Below are 242 nucleotides of genomic sequence, written 5' to 3' on the forward strand. Positions count from 1 at the left end.
CGTCAAGGGTGCTACCATACCAGTTGAACTTGCATGGAAACCAAAACTTGCTGCTTTTAATGGTTTACCGGGTGAATATAAAGTAGGTGCGCTGTACTCAACCGCAGAAGCAAATGATATTAAAACTGCGGGTAAAGTGCATGACGGAAAACAAAGCTTCTGGATTAATGCACAGCAACAACTTAGCCATGCCGGCCAAGATCCGAAACGCGGTTTATATGTCAGTTTTAACAGCGTTGTAA

Annotated in this window: 1 protein-coding gene; it reads left to right on the forward strand. The window is 43.4% G+C overall.

The features are described from left to right. Positions 1-242, forward strand: a 242-nt coding sequence (locus CWI66_RS17890; RefSeq protein ID WP_198517627.1) for a carbohydrate porin, incomplete at both ends; no start/stop codon positions are given.

Source organism: Halomonas sp. 141, from assembly GCF_002810305.1.
Classification (GTDB): Bacteria; Pseudomonadota; Gammaproteobacteria; order Pseudomonadales; family Halomonadaceae; genus Vreelandella; species Vreelandella stevensii.